Here is a 17232-nt window from a genome sequence, read left to right as displayed (position 1 = left end):
TTGCCTCGCTATACTGGAGCGCGCATGTTCGCTAAAATTGACTCTGGACTATTTGCCGGCCGGGCATCTCTCGCGGCCATGGCAATCCTGCTTTCGACGCATTCGGAGGGCGCGCTGGCGGCAGACGCCATAGCGGTGAATTCCGATGATTTTACCCTGCCGCCCGAGCCTTCCCGTTTCGGGCGTTTCGAACAGAAGCTGGCCGACTGGCATGTCGTGCTCGGCGGCGGCGCCATCATCGTCCCCAAATACGAAGGCAGCAATGAGTTCAAGATCATGCCGGTGCCTTTCGTCACGGCGACCTTCCTCGACACGGTGACGATCGACCCGACAGGTGCCGACATCGCCGTCTATGAACAAGGACCGTTCGCGTTCAGCGCTCGGCTTGGCTATGAGATGGGCCGCAAGGAAGACGACTCCGACCATCTGCGCGGCTTGGGGGACGTTGACATGGGCGCGACGGTCGGTGTGAAGGCAGCGGCGAAGTTCGGTCCGGCCGAAATATTCGCGCAACTGGACAAGACCGTCGGCGGCAGCGATGGCCTGGAGGGCAGGGTGGGGATCGAGGTGACCCGGCCTCTGTCTCAATCGTTGATGATCGGCGCCAGCGCGTCCGCCGTCTTCGCCGACGAAAAATACATGCAGGCCTATTTTGGTGTCACGCCCGAGCAATCGGCTCGCTCGGGGCTGGCGCGCTATGATGCAGGCGCCGGTTTGAAGCGCGCCGATTTTTCGATTTCCGCCACATATATGCTCGACGAGAGCTGGATGGTGCGCGGCGAAGCGGGGGTCGGTGTTCTCTTGGGTGACGCTGCCGACAGCCCTGTTGTCCTCGAAAAGATCCAGCCTTCAGGGATGCTTCTCGTCGGATATCGGTTCTGACGCCTACCCAGCCACCAAATGCAGGCTAGACAAACTCCGGAATGGCACAGCAACGGCACCAAAGCGATTTGAGCGCCGAATCCAGGTCGGCCAGGCAAGGTTCGCGCATCCTCATTGTCGAAGACGATCTTGAGATCGCGCGCATGCTGGGCGAGACGCTCACCGACAACGGCATGATCGTGGAAATTGCCGAGAGCGGCGTCCAGATGAACGCCGCCCTTCGCAACCAGAAATTCGATCTCATCGTGCTCGATGTCATGCTGCCGGGCGAAAACGGTCTCAACATCTGCCGCCGTCTTCGTGCTGGAACCAACATTCCGATCCTGATGCTGACCGCGCTCGGCGAGGAAATCGACCGCATCTTCGGTCTGGAAATCGGCGCCGACGATTATGTGACGAAACCGTTCAGCGCGCGCGAACTGACGGCCAGGATACGGGCGCTGCTGCGCCGTACAGCCTATGCTCCAGACGAGCGGGACTGGTCGAAGGTGCTCCGTTTCAACGGCTGGCGCCTCGATCCAATACGCCGGCAATTGCATGACCCCAACAATGCGCGGGTTACGACCACGACGCATGAATTCGACCTGTTGCTTGCCTTTTGTCGCAATGCAGGCCGGGTTCTCTCGCGCGAGGAACTTCTGGGCGTAACCCATGCCGGGCTCGCGGGGCCGATCGAGCGTAGCGTCGATGTCCATATCAGTCGGATCCGCAGGAAGATCGAAAAGGATGCGCGCGATCCGGTGCTTTTGAGGACCGTTCGGTTGGGTGGCTATATCTTCACCGCGACGGTGGAGGAAGCATGAGGGGTTTCATCCGCCGTTTCTTGCCACAGTCCGTGCGTGGGCAGTTTGTGGCGATCATTTTCGTCGCGGTGATCGTGATCATGTTCGTCGGTTCGGTCGTCGAGATTTTCATAGAGAACGTCGACCTTCCCGCCGCGGAAGACAACGCAAGGCGTGCGGCCGTTGTTGTTGCCTTGTTGCAAAAAACGCCGGCGGAGGCGCGTGGCGCAATTCTGGCGACAGCAAAGCGGGCCGGCTTTGATTTCGAGATATTGCCCAAGGACCAGATACGCGGCATTCCCCAGTCCTATCTGCAATGGCGAAGTGTCGAATGGCTTTTGCGTATCGACAGGGGGACGGTTGATGGACGCTGGATAAGGATCGGCGGCCGATACGCGTTTGTCATCGACCTCGACCAGCAGGACGTCCTGGCCCATTTCGGCATGCCCGATTCCTGGCTGACATCGGGCCTCGTCCGTGCCTCGTTCTACAGGTTCATGGCTTTCGTCGCCTTGCCCGTGCTGATCTGGTTGTTTGCGGTTTGGGCCGTGACGGATCCGTTGAAGCGCATCTCGGTGGCAGTCGGTTCGGCCGAGATCGAGAATGGCGAACAGCTCTTCGTCGAACACGGCTCCATTGAAATGGTGGGGTTGGCGCGCGCCCTGAACAGGATGAGGACGCGCATCCGCACGATGATCGAAAACCGCACGCGCATGTTGCGCAGCGTCAGTCATGATCTGCGCACGCCCTTGACGCGGCTGCGGCTTCGCGCCGAGCGCATGGATGATGGCCCCATCCGAACCGCGATCCTGTCCGATGTCCAGCACATCGAAATCTTGATCGACGAGACCCTGACCTATCTGCGCAACGATGTTTCGACGGAGAAGCTGCAGCGCGCCGACATTGCCAGCGTTCTGCAAACCGTCTGCGCCGAGTTCTCCGATGTCGGATTTCCTGTCTCATATTCCGGGCCGGACCGGCTCCTGGGCTGGTGCAAGCCCAATGCATTGGCGCGTGCGATCGCCAATCTTTGCGACAACGGGGTCAAATTCGCTGGCAATGTCACGGTCGCCTTGACAGCGACCGGCACGGCGGCGCGCATCACGGTAGGGGACGACGGGCCGGGCATTCCGATGACTGCACGTGCTCGTGTTTTCGAACCATTCTTCAAGGAAGATGCGTCGCGCGGCATTGCGTCGAAGCATGGCTTCGGTCTGGGCCTGTCGATCGTTGCCGACATCGTCCAGGGGCACGGCGGCAGGATCGAATTGGAGGACAACCAGCCCAGCGGACTGGTCGTTACCATCGACCTGCCGAATGCCGCGGATGTGCAGTCGGCGTAGACGGCCTCCTACCGGGCACTCTAAGCCGGCAGGCCGGGGCGATCGAGCTTTTTGGGCGACAGCGTGAAAATCTCGCACCCTGTGTCGGTCACGCCGATCGTGTGCTCGTACTGCGCTGACAGCGAGCGGTCGCGCGTCACCGCGGTCCAGCCGTCCGACAGAACCTTCACATGCGGCCTGCCCAGATTGATCATCGGCTCGATGGTGAAGATCATGCCTGGCCGCATCTCGACGCCTTCATTGGCGCTGCCGTAGTGCAGGATGTTCGGCGCGTCATGGAACAACTGACCGACGCCGTGGCCGCAGAAGTCGCGCACCACCGAGCAGCGTTCGCCTTCGGCAAAGGTCTGGATGGCGGCGCCGATGGCGCCGGTGCGGGCGCCCGGCCTGACCGCCGCAATGCCGCGCATCAGGCATTCATGCGTGACTTCAAGCAGCCGCTCGGCGGCACGCTTGATCGTGCCGACCGGATACATGCGCGAAGAATCGCCGTGCCAGCCGTCGAGGATGTAGGTGACGTCGATGTTGACGATGTCGCCATCCTTGAGCGGCTTGTTGTCGGGAATGCCATGGCAGACGACATGGTTGATCGAGGTGCAGGACGATTTCGTGTAGCCGCGATAGTTGAGCGTCGCCGGCAGCGCGCCCTGGTCCATGCCGAATTCGAAGACGAAGCGGTCTATTGCTTCGGTGGTGACGCCGGGCTGGACCATCGGCACCAGCTCGTCGAGGCAGCGCGCGGTGAGATCGCATGCCTTACGCATGCCGGCAAAGCCGTCCTCGCCATAGAGGCGGATCTGGCCGGTGTTTCTGAGCGGTGCCGTGGCGGCGTCGAGATAGGTGACCATTTTGTCCGTGTAGCCGGTAGGGCTCTGCAGGAGAGCCAGCGTGAAAATTTCCCCAGATTTGGCACTTGAGGGCAAAAGGTTCAAGGAAGAACTGTCTGATGCGGCCGTGCATTTCGGGATATTCGCCTTGTATGGGGTAATGCCTTGCCGGGTTTTGCCCGGTTTGCTTTCCTTTCTGCCCATCGTGCGGTAGGGCGGGTGATGTTTTCGAGATCGCGTCCCTTCGCGGCGGCCAGGCAAACCGGATGGCCTGAAGCGCCCCTGACGGCAGCGTGCTCATGCCTGATGGGCATGGTGCTGCTGGCGATGCTGTGCTTCGGTCTGCCGGCGGCGCCGGGCTTTGCTGGGTCTGCGCCGAGTGGCGCCAGCGTCGGTGTCGAGCGGTCGGGCGAAGTGGCGGCGCTGCTGCGTGTCACCGGCAAGGCGCAAGCGCTGGAAGTTCGTGCCGGCCGTCCGCTCCTGGTCAAGTTCGCCGGCGGCCATCCCGCGCTTGCCGTCCCCGATGCTGTTTTTCTTTGGGCCGAACGGATATCGCAAAGAGCGATGGTTTCGGGATATGGGCCCGCCTCGGTTCCCGGGGCTAGCACCAACCAGCCGCGCGCACCGCCGACCATCACGGCCTGAGCGGTCCAGAACCGTACCCTTCACCTCATCGTTATTCCTGTTTGCGTCGTGATCGTGCGGCGGCTGTCGGCCGCGCAGCGGTCGCGCGGCGCGTCATTTCCGGATCATTTCAATGCAACAACGCATCAAGACTTTGAAAACCCTGTCGCGTGCGGCTTCGGCTGCCGCGTTCCTCTGCGTCCAGGCGCTCATCTGCATCGGAACCGTCTATTGGGCGGTTGCCGAGACGCTCGGCCTGTCGGCGATGGCGGCCCTTGTTCTCGGCGGCATCTTCGCCGCGCCGACGGCATTTGTGCTGATCACCGCCATTCGCATGGCCTTCGATGCGGAGACGGATCCAGCGAACCAGTGAGCGTATGTCGCCCAAGACATATCTCGGGAACGATCTGTTTTGGGCGACGTGGCGGTTCAGCGACCCAAGTGACGACACATTTCTGGGCCAAAAGCCGGTCAAAGCAACTTTTGACGACGAACGGCGTTGCTGCGGTGACGCCAGTTCGGGAGACAGGAAATGGACAGACTGCAATTCGAGGTGCCGGTGCGCATAGCGCCCGCGCCCGGCCTGCCGGTCGAGGAGATTTACGGCGTCGAACAGGCGCTTGATTTTCTCCAGGACTGGCCTGCGCGCCGTCAGGGCCCGATCTATCAGAAAGCCTTCAACGCCTGTTTTGGCGCCACGGTGGACGTGGTCAAGACCGAGGATGCCTGCCGGGCGTTCATGGCGTTTTGCCGGGCGAGCGGACTGATGGCCAGGGACATGATGACGCCGCGCAAGCGTGGCGGTGAGGCGAGGGCGCTCCAGGCCTGAGGGCCGTCGCCCGTTTCGCCTGTCCCGATTCCTACGTCAACGATCGCGTTTGAGCGCACATGGCGATGTCGTGAGCGTAGGGCTGCGCCCTTTTCGTCCCGACGACCGCTCCACGCTGCACTCACGTCAGCGCCGTTAAGCTTCCGTTTCCACCTTCCCGGCTACGCCATTGCTTGTTGGCAATGGTTGATTCGTTGCGTCAGTCTCATGGTTTGGAAGATGTCCCCAGAAAAAGTCCGTGCATTCCCGATCGACCGTCAGGTATTCTTGGTTAGAGAGGTTGCAGCCAAGCTCGGCAACCTGCATGGCGAGACCGCCACCTCGTTCTGGAGAGCCAAGGCGTCGGAGTTGCTCGATCTTGTGGTCGGATCCGGCAGGGACAGAACAGCAGCCAGCGATGAAGTGCGCAGGTTTTTCCTGGCCGTGCAGCGAGAGATGTTGGCTGATACGGTTGCAGAGTCGATGCCAATTCTTTCCGCTTGAAGCAAATATTCGCGCATCCGGCCTCGAATATTTTTTCCGTAGTGCGTAAATACCGGCCGTTTCTGTGATTTCTGTGCCAAAGCGGCAACAGTGCGCCTAAATTACATTGCCTCAATTCTTTGGGAGCCCCCGTTTCTGCTGCAATCTGATAGGTTGCATTAGCAAGGGGTGATTCGTGCCGATGCGGCGCGGGTCTGGGGGGGGTGATGATGACTCGTGTTCGATCGAGAGCAGTCGAGTCTTGCGTTGTTTCAGGGTGGTTGAGACAGAGATTTTTCGGCATTTCAGGTTTGGCGACACTGGCGGCCGTGGCGTTGCTTATGGCGTTTGTATTGCTTGTGAGCTCGACCGACCCCGCCAGGGCGGCTTGCGTCGCTGCCGGTGGAAATGTCGAAAATTGCACCGATGCAATACCGTCTCCCGCCGACCTTAGTTTCACGGCACCCGGCACCACGACGCTCAACGTCAACACGCTGACGGTCGACCCCAGCCGCATATCTTTGACCGGTACGGGGTCGAGCCCGGCGCCGGCGACGGAGGTCCAGCACTACACCTGCAGCACCGGCAACGCGGCCGACTGCACAATCACGCCGGGGACACCGGCCTCAGGGAACAATCCGGCGACAGCCGAGAGTTGTGCGGTCAAAAGCGGCGCGCCGTCGGGCACAACCTGCATCGCGCCACCCGCTACCGCTGCGGGCGGGCCATCCGGCAATTCCGGTCCGACACTCACGGTCACCTATAGCCAGCCGGGAGCCAACGCCAATGTGTCCGGCAGCGGTGCGGTGATCGCAACAGGTACCATCGGTGTGCTCGGTGCCTCGAATGGCAGCCGCGGCGGCAATGGCAGCAATGGCTATGTCTTTTCCAATGGTGGCGATGGCGGCAACGGCGCCGATGGCGGCACCGTCACCGTCAATGTCACAGGGGCCGTCAGGACGAGCAACAATTGCGTGCTGCCCACGGGTTGCCCGAACGCTGGCATTGTTGCGAGCAGCGTCGGCGGTGACGGCGGCGACGGCGGCGATGCCAAGGGCATTTCGGGGAATGCTGGCGATGGCGGCCTGGGCGGTGTCGGCGGCAACGCCACCGTCAATTTCAATGGCGGCAGCGTCGAAACATCAGGTAATTACTCCGCAGGCATCGTCGCCATCAGCCAGGGCGGCCATGGCGGCAATGGCGGCGGCGGCGGCGGCCTGGTCTTCAATCCGGGCGGCGGCAGCCCGGCCGGCAGCGGCGGCAACGCCAATGTCTTCACCGGCGCAGGTACCACAATCACCACGTATGGCATCTATTCGCATGGCATCGCCGCCCAGTCGATCGGCGGCGGCGGCGGCGGCAGCGCCGGTGGTTTCGGCCTCTTTTCCTCCTCCGGCGGCGGTGGCGGCAATGGCGGCAATGGCGGCATCGTCCAGGTCACCAACAATGCCGCGATCAGCACCTGGGGCAACAATTCGCAAGGCATCCTGGCGCAGACCATCGGCGGCGGCGGTGGTGACGGCGGTTCGAACTTCGGCCTGTTCGCCTCGGGCGGCAGCGGTAGTCTCGGCGGCAATGGCGGTCCCGCCAATGTCGTGACCGTCGGCGTCACCAATTCGGGCGCGATCATCACGCATGGTCAGGAATCGAACGGCATCCTGGCGCAGTCGATCGGCGGCGGCGGCGGCAATGGCGGCAATTCGGGGGGCCTCGTCTCGCTCGGCGGCAATGGCGCCTCGACCACCAATGGCGGTATCGTCGAGGTAACGAACACCGCAGCCGGCTCGATCGACACCGACGGCAAGCAATCGGCCGGCATCTTCGCGCAGTCGGTCGGCGGTGGCGGCGGCAATGGCGGCACTTCCGGCGGCCTGTTCTCGGCCGGTGGTTCCGGCGGTGCCGGCGGCAACGGCGCGCGGGTGACGGTGACCAATGCCGGCGACATCGAGACCGGCAAAAATGGTGCCGGTTCGGTCAACTCGGCCGGCATCTTCGCGCAATCGGTGGGCGGCGGCGGCGGTAATGGCGGCGGCGCCTTCTCCGGCGGCATCGGCTTCAGCGTGGCGCTTGGGGGCTCGGGCGGCAGTGGTGGTACGTCCGGCGCCGTGGAAGTGCTGCGCGACGCCAACGATACCGCTTATTCGATCATCACCCATGGCGACATGTCGGACGCCGTTTTCGCGCAGTCGATTGGCGGCGGCGGCGGCAATGGCGGGTTCTCGGTCTCGGGTGCGGTGGGAGCGCTTGCGCTCGCCATGGGCGGGGCCGCGGGCAACGCCAGCGACGGCAACACCGTGACGGTGGAGACCGCCGGGTCGCTGACCACCTATGGAAACGGCTCTCGGGGCATCTTCGCACAATCGATCGGCGGCACGGGCGGCAATGGCGGCGCGGCAATCGCGGTTGCGATCAACGCCACCGGCACGTTCGCGGCGGCGATAGGCATCGGCGGCAATGGCGGCAAGGGCGGTGTATCGAAACTCGTCACCGTCTCGAGCCTCAGCGACATTTCGACGGCCGGCGACAATGCCGGCGGCATCGTCGCGCAATCGGTCGGCGGCGGCGGCGGCAATGGCGGCTATTCGATCGGTGGTGCCATCGGCGGCGCGGTCGGTATTGCCGTCAACATTGGCGGCAAGGGCGCCGGCGGCGGCGCCGGTGCCGATGTCACCGTCGGCAGCTCCGGTTCGATCCACACGAAGGGCGACAATTCGGTAGGCATCCTGGCGCAGTCGATTGGTGGTGGCGGCGGCAATGGCGGCTTCACTGTTTCGGCGGCCCTTGGCGGCGGCGCGGCGAGCGTCGGCCTTGGCGGCTCGGGCGCCGACGGCAGTTCGGCTGGAAACGTCGTCATCAATGCCGACGGCGCCAATCACGTGGTTACCACCGGCTATGCCGGCACCTGGAATCTCGTCACGGAAGGCAAGAATGCTGTCGGTGTCCAGGCTGAAAGCATTGGCGGCGGTGGTGGCAATGGCGGCTTCTCCGGCGGCATCGCGGCCGGCGGCCTGGTCGGTGTCGGCGTCAATCTCGGTGGCTCGGGTGGTGGTGGCGGCGATGCCGGCACGGCAACCGTGAACAACGGCAAGAAAGTCGGCAGCATCGTCACCCAAAACAGCATCCTGACGATCGATGACGGCTCGATCGGCATCCTGGCGCAATCGATCGGCGGCGGCGGCGGCAATGGCGGCTTCGCCGTGACGCTGAGCGGCTCCGGTTCCTTCGAGGGCGCTGGCGGCTCCGCCTCGGTCGCCATCGGTGGCAGCGGCGCGACGGGTGGTATCGGCAAACATGCCGAGGTCAACAATTACGGCAACATCACCACCTACGGCAAACAGGCCGCTGGCATCCTGGCGCAGTCGATCGGCGGCGGCGGCGGCAATGGCGGCTTCAGCGTCGCCGGCACGTTCACCACCGGTGCGTTGGGCGCCTCGGTCGCGGTTGGCGGCAGTGGCGGCACCGGCCAGACGGCCGGCTCGGTCACCGTCACCTCGACAGGCAACATCGAAACGCATGGCGACCAGTCGGTCGGCATCCTGGCGCAGTCGGTCGGCGGCGGCGGCGGCAATGGCGGCTTCGCCGGTGCCGGCGCGATCACGCTGCAAGGCGCCAGCGCCGCCGTCGGTCTCGGCGGCAAGGGTGCCGGCGGTGGCAACGCCGATATCGTCCGTGTCACATCGGCCGGCAACATCACCACCTCCGGCGACCAGGCGATCGGCATCCTGGCGCAGTCGGTCGGCGGCGGTGGCGGCAATGGCGGCTCGACCGTCTCGCTGGCGCTCGGAATGGACGCCGGCATCGGCGTCGCGCTTGGCGGCAGCGGCGGCGCGGCCGGCAATGGGCTCGGCGTCACCGTCATTTCGACAGGCAACATTTCGACCGGCGCCGATTTCTCGTCCGGTGACGTGCGCGGCACCGGTGCTGCGGGCATCCTGGCGCAATCGGTCGGCGGCGGCGGCGGCAATGGCGGCTTTGCCGGCACATTCGGCGGCGGCAAGTCGATTGCGGTCGGCGTGGCGCTTGGCGGCAAGGGCGCCGGCGGCGGCAGCGCCGACATCGTCACGGTCACCTCGACCGGCAACATCTCGACCAATTTCGACAATTCGTCCGGCATCATCGCGCAGTCGATTGGCGGCGGCGGCGGCAATGGTGGTTTCAGTGTGGCCGTCACCGGCGCGCTCGGCGATCCGGACGCAGCGACTGCGTCGGTGGCGATCGGCGGCAAGGGCGGCATTGGCGGCGTCGGCAAGGACGTGACGGTGACCAGTACCGGCACCATCGCCACGACGGGCAAATTCTCCAACGGCATCCTGGCACAGTCGATCGGTGGCGGCGGCGGCAATGGCGGTTTCGCCGTCGCCGGTTCGGCCACGACCGGCAATGCCGGCATCGGCGTCGGTATTGGCGGCGCGGGTGCGACCGGCTCGATCGCCGGCAATGTGATCGTCAACAGCTATAGCGTTGCCTTGAACGGCCAGCCGGTGTTGCAGGCGCCTGCCGGCACCGCCGCGACGATCTGGACCCAGGGCGACAACTCGTCCGGCATCTTCGCGCAATCGGTCGGCGGCGGCGGCGGCTCCGGCGGCTTCGCCGGCAGCCTCGGAATCGGGCTGGGCGGCGGCGGATTGGGCGTCAGCGTCGGCGGCAGCGGCGGAGCAGCGTCGAACGCCGGCACGGTCGGTGTCACCAGCTACAACAACATCCTGACCAGCGGAAAAGACTCCTTTGGCATCCTGGCGCAATCGGTCGGCGGCGGCGGCGGTAATGGCGGCTTCGCCATCGCGCTCTCGGGCAGCAAGGACCTTGCCGGCAGCGTCGGTGTCGGTGGTTCGGGGACCAGCGGCGGCGACGCCAACATCGTCACCGTCGACAGCCACGGCAATATCGAGACCGAGGGCGATGGTTCGCATGCCATCTTCGCGCAATCGGTCGGCGGTGGCGGCGGCAATGGCGGCTTCGCGGTTTCCGGCAGCCTGGGCGGCACGGGCAGCCTGTCGGTCGCTCTCGGCGGCGGTGGCGGCGCCGGCGGCGATGCGAAATCGGTTACCGTCACCAGCACTGGCAATCTGCGCACCGAAGGCGGCAAGGCCGACGGCATCCTGGCGCAGTCGGTGGGCGGCGGCGGCGGCAATGGCGGCTTCACGGGCGCTCTCGCCATCGTTGGCGATGGCGGCGCGATCGGCGTCGGTGTCGGTGGTACGGGCGGTGGTGGCGGCGATGGCGATGTCGTCACGGCCACATCGATCGGCAACATCGTCACCATCAAAGCCAATTCGAACGGCATCCTGGCGCAGTCTGTCGGCGGCGGCGGCGGCAATGGCGGCGCGGTCGTGACGCTGTCTGGCGCCGGCAAGCAGGGCAGCGCTTCGGTGTCGGTTGGCGGCAAGGGCGGCAGTGGCGGCGTCTCCAGGCTGGTCACCGTCAACAACACCGGCACGATCGACACCACGGGCGATCTTTCGAACGGCATCCTGGCGCAGTCGATCGGTGGCGGCGGTGGCAATGGCGGCTTCTCCATCGCCGGCAACATGACGGTCGACGGCGCCGGCGGCGCCAGCGTCAGCATTGGCGGCTTTGGCGGTCTCGGCAAGGATGCCGGCGCGGTCATCGTCAACAGCAATGTCGGTACCACGCTCGCCAACAACAATGCGACCATCCATACCAGGGGCGGCGATGCCAACGGCATCTTCGCGCAATCGGTTGGCGGCGGCGGTGGCAATGGCGGTTTCTCCGGCGCGTTCTCGGTCACCGGTCCGAACGCCAAGGCTGCGATCGGCATTTCCATCGGCGGCTTCGGCGCCGGCGCCGGCAACGGCGAGGCCGTCACCGTCACCTCGGTCGACAACATCCTGACCGAAGGCGATGGCGCCAACGGCATCTTCGCGCAATCGGTCGGCGGCGGCGGCGGCAGCGGCGGGTTTTCGTTCGCGGCGGCCGTCAACGGCACGCTCGGCAAGGGGCAAGGCACCAAGGCGGCGATTTCGGCTTCGCTGGGCGGCCTCGGCGGCTCGGCCGGCGACGGTAGAAACGTCACGGTCGACTCGACCGGCATCATCCAGACCACCGGCATCAAGGCCTTCGGCGTGCTGGCGCAGTCTGTCGGCGGCGGCGGCGGCAATGGCGGCCTCAGCGTCACCACCAGCCTCAGCCTTGGTGAGAACGGCAACCAGATCAGCGCCTCCGTAGGTGGCGTGGGTGGCGGAGGCGGCGCCGGCGGCGACGTGCTGGTGACGCGCCATGGCGCGACCATCACCGGAGGCGACCAGGCGGTCGGTCTTTTCGCGCAGTCGATCGGCGGCAGCGGCGGCAATGGCGGCATGTCGATTTCGGGCGTCATCGCCGGGACCGATGCCAAGACCTTGTCGGCGAGCGTCGGCGGCTTTGGCGGCGTCGGCAGCAATGCCGGCAAGGCGACGATCGACAACACCGGCGCTGTCTCGACCTATGGTCTCGAAGCACATGCCATCCAGGCGCAATCGGTCGGCGGCGGTGGCGGCAATGGCGGCATGGCCGTCTCGGCGGCCATCGGTTCGCTCGGCACGGGGACCAATCTCAATGTCGGCGTCAGCGTCGGTGGCTTTGGCGGCGACAGCGGCTATGGCGGTGACGTCGTCGTGACCAACCACGGCCTGCTGCAGACCGGTCTGCTGGCGGCCGGACAGACGGTTACCAATGGCGACGGCGCCTACGGCATCTTCGCGCAGTCGATCGGTGGCGGCGGCGGCTCCGGCGGCAACGCGATCACCGGCGTGCTCGGCCTCTCCGGCAACAATCCGGGGACGCAGGCCAATGTCAGCGTCGCGGTCGGCGGCTCTGGTGGCAACGGCAACAAGGGCGGCACGGTCACGATCGAGCAGCATGGCGGCATCGAGACCTCTGGCATGGGTGCATTCGGCATCCTGGCGCAGTCGATTGGTGGCGGCGGCGGCACCGGTGGTCGTTCGAACTCGATCTCGCTGCAGCTCGGCGCGAAATGCACGCTGGCCAAGGTCTGCGAACCGGCCGGCGGCAAGCCGAACTGGAACCTGCAGGCGACGGTCGGCGGGGCAGGTGGCACAGCCAATGACGGCAACACCGTCAACGTCTCCAACTACGATTTCATCACCACCCATGGCGACAAGTCGTCGGGCATCGTCGCCCAGTCGATCGGCGGCGGCGGCGGCATGGGCGGCGACGCCTATATCGGCACCACCGGCCTTGTCGCCATACCCTATGTGCCGCTTGATCCGACGATTCTTTTGGCCCCGCTCGGCACATCAAGTCTCAAGCGTTCCGGCTCGGTCGCCATCGGCGGTTCGGGAACGGGCGGTGGATCCGGCGGCACCGTCATCGTCAGCAATGAGGGCATCATCACCACACATGGTCAGAAGTCGGATGGCATCCACGCGCAGTCGATCGGCGGCGGCGGCGGCGACGGCGGCGACGGCATGGCCGGCGCGGTCGGCACCGTTGGACTTGGCGGCAGCGCTGGCGCGAGCGGCAATGGCGGCTCCGTAACCGTCACCAACGGCAAGCTCGACCTGTCCCAGGTGACAATGGCCACGATCGAGACCTTCGGCACCACGCCGACGGCGCCGGGCGCCGACGGTCCAACCGTCGATCCTCAACTGGGGCATTCGGCCGGCATCTTCGCCCAGTCGGTCGGCGGCGGCGGCGGTTCGGGCGGTGGCGCCGGCGCGCTGCTGGCGATCGGCGGCGGCGGTGGCGCCTCAGGCGCCGGTGGCCATGTCATCGTCAACAATTACGGTGGCATCCTGACCCATGCCGATGATTCCGTCGGCATCTTCGCTCAGTCGGTCGGTGGCGGTGGTGGCGCAGGCGGCTCGCTCGGCATCACCGCGCTCGGTGTCGGTGGCAGTGGCGGTTCCAGCGGTGGCGGCGGCGCGGTCGATGTCGCCAATGTCGCGATGATCGAGACGCATGGCACCGATTCCTACGCGATCCAGGCCCAGTCGGTCGGCGGCGGCGGCGGCTCCGGCGGCGGCAAGAATGGCGGCGTCACCGGCTCGATCCCGGCGCTGATCGCCATCGGCGGTTCAGGTGGTTCGAGCGGCGCCGGCGGCGTCGTCACGGTCACCAACTCCAACATCCTGCACACCTACGGCGCTGGCGCCGATGCCATCAACGCCCAGTCGGTCGGCGGCGGCGGCGGCTCGGGCGGACGGGCAATCGGCTTCATCGCGGTCGGCGGCAAGGGCGGCAGCTCCGGCAAGGGCGGCGACGTCACCGTGACCAACAATGCCGCCGGTGCGATCACCGTCGAGGGCTTTGGCGCGCACGGCATCTTCGCGCAGTCGATCGGTGGCGGCGGCGGCAATGGCGGCGGCGCGTTCGCCGCCAGCATCGTGCCGGTTGCGATCGGCGTTGGCGGCGATGGCGGCAGTTCGGGCGATGGCGGCGTCGTCACCGTCAACAACCATGGCCGCATCACGACGATAGAAGATGCGTCGGTGGCGATCTTTGCAGAATCGATCGGCGGCGGTGGTGGCAATGGCGCCATGAGCGTTGCCGCGGCTCTCAGCCCTGGCGCCTTCACTTTCGGCATCGGTGGCGCCGGCGGCTCCAATGGCAAGGGCGGCGACGTCAACGTCACCAATTTCAGCGACGGTGTGATCCACACAAAGGGCTTCGGCTCGACCGGCATCATGGCGCAGTCGGTCGGCGGCGGCGGCGGCAATGGCGGCGCGGCCTATTCGGTAGCCGGCGGTGCGGCCGGCCTTTCCATCGCGCTCGGCGGCAAGGGTGCGGCCGGTGGCGATGGCGGCATTGTCACCGTCATCAACAATGGCGGCATGCAGCTCGACGGCGACAATTCGGTGGCGATCTTCGCGCAGTCGGTCGGCGGCGGCGGCGGCACGGGCGGAACGGCGATCGCAGCGACGATCGGCCCGCCGGTGTTCATCGGCGGCGACACGGGTGCGACCGGCAAGGGCGGTGACGTCACCGTCACCAACACCGGCCAGATCACTTTGACCGGCGACGGCTCGGTCGGCATCTTCGCGCAGTCTGTCGGCGGCGGCGGCGGCGTGGTGACGGCGGGCACCGACGGTATCATCGAAGCCGTCAATGGCGGCAGCGGCAACGGCGGCAAGGTCACCATCAACAGCAATGTCGCCATGGTGATCACCGGCGACAATTCAGTCGGTGTGTTCGGCCAGAGCATCGGCGGTGGCGGCGGCGTTGGCGGCCATGTCGGCAATTTTCTCGGCCTCGAACAGGCGAGCGTGATGCCGACCCCGCAGGGCTTCTCGGGCTCTGCCGGGGGCAGTGGCACCGGCGGCGGCATCGAGTTCACGCAAACGGCCGACCTTGACGTGACCGGCAAGAATTCCTTCGCGCTGATGGAACAGAGCGCCGGCGGCACCAGCAATGGCGACATCAAGGTCACGATCGCCACCGGCGTGAAGATCACCGGTGGCTCCGGTGCGGGTGCCGGCGTCAACTTCAAGGACGGCAACAACAATCTGCTGACCAATAACGGTCTCGTCCGCTCGGTGCTGCTGATCGACGGCTACGCCATGCGCGGCGGCGACGGCAACGACACTTTCGACAATTACTTCGCTACGGTCGGATCGGTCGGCCTCGGGGGCGGTCTCAACACTTTCAACAACAAGGCCACGGCCCTTTACCTGATGGGCGACACGGTCGATCTCGGCCTGACCGGCCAGCTCAACAATGACGGCCTGGCGGCACCCGGCGGGCTCGACCGCGTGATGACCACCGAGGTCAATGGCAGCTGGTCGCAAGCGGCCACCGGCGTCTATCTGCTCGACCTCGATCTCGACCCCGAGGCCGATCGCATCGATGTGACGGGGACGGCTGACGTCAACGGCTTCGTCAACATCAACATCATGGAGCCGGGTGCGGCCTCGCCGGGCAACGAGGACTACATCATCCTGCATGCGCTTGGCGGCGTGACCGACAAGGGTTTGAAGCTGAACTCCATACCGAGCGCGGTGGCGCAGTATTCGCTGAAATATCCCAATCCCGAGGATGTCGTCCTCAATGTCGACATCAATTTCGCCCGCGCCGGCCTGACCGAGAACCAGACGGCGGTGGGTTCGGCGATCAACGCGATCCAGACCGATCTGACGTCGCCGAACTTCACCAAGATTGCCAGTGCGATCTTCTACATTCCGACGCTCGACCAACTGGGTGCTGTCTACGACACCATCTCGGGCGAGGGCGTCAGCGGCTTCCAGCAGCCGGAATTTGACGCCAACAGCACCTTCCAGGCGGCCATGAACCGACAGTCGGACGCCTGGCGTATGGGTATGGCCACGGATCCGATGAGCCAGTCCGTCGCGGTGCCGGAGACGGCCTACGCGGAACCGCCGGGCAAAGCCAATCCATTCGACGACATGGTGAAGGCTCCCGATGAGCGGCGCTGGAATTACTGGGCCACGGCCGGTGGCAATTCGGGTGTGGTTTCCGGCGACCCGGTCGTCGGCAGCGCTGGTCTTGGCTACAAATCCGGCAATTTTGCCGCCGGCCTCGACTCGCAGGGCGATCCCGACATCCTGATGGGCTTCGCGCTCGGTGGCGTGGCGTCTTCGTTTGCCGTGCCGGATCGCGAAACCTCCGGCAACATCGTCGGCGGCCATGCCGGCGCCTATGGCGCGCGCAAATGGGGTCAGTTCTACATCAACGGCTCGCTGGCGATGGACCTCTACTCCAACACGACCGACCGCTTCAGTTCGGTTCCGGGTGCGCCCGATCCGCTCAATCCTGTGCCGGCCATATCAAGAGAGCACTGGACCGGCGATTTCATGAGCGCCGGCTTCGGCACCACGCTTGAGGCCGGCTGGCGGCAGCCGGTGGGCTCAGGCGCCATCACACCCTTTGCCGGGCTGCAATTCTCTGCGTTGTCGATGCAGGGTTTCTCGGAAGAATCGCCGAGCGACGGTGCGCTGGGGCTGGACTTCGAGCATCGTACGATCATCTCGCTGCCGGTCTCGCTCGGTCTGCAACTCGACACCTCGGTCGCTGTCGGCGAGACCGCGACGCTGCAGGCCTGGGGCCGCGCGGCCTGGCTGCACGAGTTCAGACCGGACCGCTCTGTCGAACCAACCTTCCAGGCAGCGCCGGGCTATGCCTTCGTGGTGCAGGGTGCGGGAGCGGCGCAGGATGCCGTCGCCGTCAACGCGGGTGTCAAGCTGAACTGGAGCAGCACCACATCGGTGTTCGCCACCTTCGACGGCAAGTTCGCCGACCGGGTACAGACCTATGGCGGCAATGTCGGGTTCAGGGTGAACTGGTAGGGAAGGAGCGCTCACCGGCACCGTGCCGGGGGCCTGTCGCAAGCGGACGCGCCCGCTCTCGCGGGCCCTCCAGCCAGTGCTGGCCTCGCGCATTTGCCAAGATGCGCGCTTGGGAGTTGGTCAGCCAGCGAAACATTTCTTTTTGAAGCCAATGGACCACTGCTCAAAAATGCAACGAACTTTTTAGCCATTCGTTCATTTATGCGTGCTTTCTAATTTAAG

At 65.4% G+C, this 17232-nt stretch carries 10 protein-coding genes; 9 read left to right on the top strand and 1 reads right to left on the bottom strand.

Annotated features, from left to right (window positions below):
* Nucleotides 1-24: 24 nt before the first annotated feature.
* From MESCI2_RS0112330 to MESCI2_RS0112320, 3 genes are read left to right on the top strand one after another with little or no spacing between them, the layout of a single operon-like run.
* Complete coding sequence (locus MESCI2_RS0112330) at nt 25-882, top strand: MipA/OmpV family protein (RefSeq protein ID WP_027036873.1); 858 nt, start codon at nt 25-27, stop codon at nt 880-882.
* A gap of 41 nt (nt 883-923) precedes the next feature.
* Nucleotides 924-1685, top strand: coding sequence for a response regulator (locus MESCI2_RS0112325; RefSeq protein ID WP_032900681.1), 762 nt, complete (start codon nt 924-926; stop codon nt 1683-1685).
* Nucleotides 1682-3007 carry a sensor histidine kinase gene (locus MESCI2_RS0112320; RefSeq protein WP_027036871.1) on the top strand — a complete coding sequence of 442 codons (1326 nt, stop codon included), beginning with the start codon at nt 1682-1684 and terminating at the stop codon, nt 3005-3007. The genes MESCI2_RS0112325 and MESCI2_RS0112320 overlap by 4 nt, the downstream gene beginning before the upstream one ends.
* A gap of 20 nt (nt 3008-3027) precedes the next feature.
* Here the strand turns inward: MESCI2_RS0112320 and map are convergent, their stop codons facing one another.
* Nucleotides 3028-3855, bottom strand: a complete 828-nt coding sequence (gene map, locus MESCI2_RS0112315) for a type I methionyl aminopeptidase (RefSeq protein ID WP_027036870.1) — start codon at nt 3853-3855, stop codon at nt 3028-3030.
* Between the two features lie 40 nt (nt 3856-3895).
* On the opposite strand from map, the gene MESCI2_RS1000000137920 reads away from it, so the two are divergent.
* The 6 genes from MESCI2_RS1000000137920 to MESCI2_RS0112290 all read left to right on the top strand — a co-directional run bounded on the left by MESCI2_RS1000000137920 (nt 3896) and on the right by MESCI2_RS0112290 (nt 17010).
* Complete coding sequence (locus MESCI2_RS1000000137920) at nt 3896-4048, top strand: hypothetical protein (protein WP_155936608.1); 153 nt, start codon at nt 3896-3898, stop codon at nt 4046-4048.
* 8 nt (nt 4049-4056) lie between these two features.
* Nucleotides 4057-4479 carry a hypothetical protein gene (locus MESCI2_RS0112310; RefSeq protein WP_155936607.1) on the top strand — a complete coding sequence of 141 codons (423 nt, stop codon included), beginning with the start codon at nt 4057-4059 and terminating at the stop codon, nt 4477-4479.
* A 112-nt stretch (nt 4480-4591) separates the two neighbouring features.
* Complete coding sequence (locus MESCI2_RS0112305) at nt 4592-4831, top strand: hypothetical protein (protein ID WP_032900679.1); 240 nt, start codon at nt 4592-4594, stop codon at nt 4829-4831.
* 159 nt (nt 4832-4990) lie between these two features.
* A complete protein-coding gene (locus MESCI2_RS0112300; RefSeq protein ID WP_013532001.1) occupies nt 4991-5287 on the top strand; it encodes a DUF982 domain-containing protein in 297 nt (98 codons plus the stop codon).
* Nucleotides 5288-5506: 219 nt separating this feature from the next.
* On the top strand, nt 5507-5770 hold the full coding sequence (locus MESCI2_RS0112295) for a DUF6074 family protein (RefSeq protein ID WP_023810460.1): 264 nt from the start codon (nt 5507-5509) through the stop codon (nt 5768-5770).
* Nucleotides 5771-6090: 320 nt separating this feature from the next.
* Nucleotides 6091-17010: an autotransporter outer membrane beta-barrel domain-containing protein gene (locus MESCI2_RS0112290; protein ID WP_027036867.1), complete on the top strand. Its 10920-nt coding sequence runs from the start codon at nt 6091-6093 to the stop codon at nt 17008-17010.
* The last annotated feature ends 222 nt before the right edge of the window (nt 17011-17232 follow it).

Source organism: Mesorhizobium ciceri WSM4083, from assembly GCF_000519305.1.
Taxonomy (GTDB): Bacteria; Pseudomonadota; Alphaproteobacteria; order Rhizobiales; family Rhizobiaceae; genus Mesorhizobium; species Mesorhizobium ciceri_B.
The sequence above is the reverse complement of the archived record's forward strand: the minus strand, read 5'-3'. Positions and strand labels throughout refer to the sequence as shown.